This window comes from Moorena sp. SIO3I6 (assembly GCF_010672095.1).
The window spans coordinates 1-1,161 of the sequence record NZ_JAAHHU010001561.1; the positions used below are offsets into that span (position 1 = coordinate 1).

Here is a 1,161-nt window from a genome sequence, read left to right on the forward strand (position 1 = left end):
GGCCATTGCCCATTTAATTGTTCGGGGTTCAATCATGATCTTCCGAGAGCCTTGCCCACCCTACGATTCTCAATTCTTCATTCTACATTCTCAATTCTTCATTCTACATTCAAATGGGTATTGGTGGCCATTGCCCATGTAATTGCTCGGGGTTCAATCATGATCTTCCGAGAGCCTTGCCCACCCTACGAATCTCAATTCTTCATTCTACATTCTCAATTCTTCATTCTACATTCAAATGGGTATTGGTGGCCATTGCCCATTTAATTGTTCGGGGTTCAATCATGATCTTCCGAGAGCCTTGCCCACCCTACGATTCTCAATTCTTCATTCTACATTCTCAATTCTTCATTCTACATTCAAATGGGTATTGGTGGGCATTGCCCATGTAATTGCTCGCCGTTCAATCATGATCTTTATCAGCAATTCCCACCCTACGAATCTCAATTCTTCATTCTACATTCTCAATTCTTCATTCTACATTCAAATGGGTATTGGTGGCCATTGCCCATTTAATTGTTCGGGGTTCAATCATGATCTTTATCAGCAATTCCCACCCTACGAATCTCAATTATTCATTCTACATTCTCAATTCTTCATTCTACATTCAAATGGGTATTGGTGGGCATTGCCCATTTAATTGCTCGGCGTTCAATTTTGATCTTCCGAGAGCCTTGCCCACCCTACGATTCTCCTTCACTTTCCTCCTGAATTACCCTTTGCAATTGCTCAACCAGTGGCACTAAATCATTCCTCACCGTTCCCCAAACAATATCTAAATCGATAGAGAAATAAGCATGGGTCAAACGATTTCGCATCCCAATCATCACTGCCCAAGGAATATCAGCATGTCTCCCCCTACATTCAGCTGAAATTCTACCTGCCGCTTCCCCAATAATTTCTAAATCTTTAACAACTGCCAACACCAACATCCTATCCTTAGCTAAATCTTCTCTGGTCTTTCCAGACATAAAACCGAGAGCTTCTATTGCTGCATCCTGCATATGGTGCAAGCGAGTTAAATCGTCAATTGCTGTCATACTGCACCATGGCCTCAGCCATCACTCTGTCTCGAAAATAAATACTTAATTCATTAGGAGTTCTTAAATCAATCTTTCTCCCTTCTACTAATTCTGAATTGTACTTAGTGCGTCATTTTTT

The 1,161-nt window shown here is 41.3% G+C and carries 1 protein-coding gene; it reads right to left on the minus strand.

Translation table 11 applies throughout. From position 1 onward, the window contains the following. Positions 1 to 683: 683 nt before the first annotated feature. Complete coding sequence (locus tag F6K49_RS51210; RefSeq protein ID WP_075906784.1) at positions 684 to 1,040, minus strand: DUF86 domain-containing protein; 357 nt, start codon at positions 1,038 to 1,040, stop codon at positions 684 to 686. Positions 1,041 to 1,161: the final 121 nt, after the last annotated feature.

Bases quoted from the DNA above. Each gene is read 5' to 3' on its own strand.
- F6K49_RS51210 (WP_075906784.1), bottom strand. From the start codon at position 1,040: ATGACAGCAATTGACGATTTAACTCGCTTGCACCATATGCAGGATGCA.